This window comes from Escherichia sp. AM3 (assembly GCF_032029835.1).
In the GTDB taxonomy this organism is placed as follows: Bacteria; Pseudomonadota; Gammaproteobacteria; order Enterobacterales; family Enterobacteriaceae; genus Escherichia; species Escherichia coli.
In genome coordinates, this window is sequence record NZ_JAVUPQ010001049.1 from 1 (window position 1) to 263 (window position 263).

Genomic DNA, 263 nt, shown 5'->3' on the forward strand with positions numbered 1-263 from the left:
GCTTTACGACCGGGCTTCCAGATTACTGCGGGTTAGCAGGTTTACGCGGGCGGCGTCGGCGCTGCCCCTCGCCTGCCGGTTTCCCTTCGCCGCTACGCCACGGGTTTTCACCGGCTGGTTTGCTGTCGTTATTACGACGCGGCGGTTTGCCCGAAGATTTCGGCGCGCCACCTTCGGCACGACGCGGCTGCTGACCGCGACCACCGCCACCCTGACCGCGACCGCCGCCCTGACGACCGTTCTGAATTGGCTTAGCTTTGATC

Annotated in this window: 1 pseudogene; it reads right to left on the bottom strand. The window is 65.0% G+C overall.

From position 1 onward, the window contains the following. Positions 1–22: 22 nt before the first annotated feature. A pseudogene (locus tag RTW80_RS29640) lies at positions 23–263 on the bottom strand (ATP-dependent RNA helicase RhlE); the annotation flags it as partial.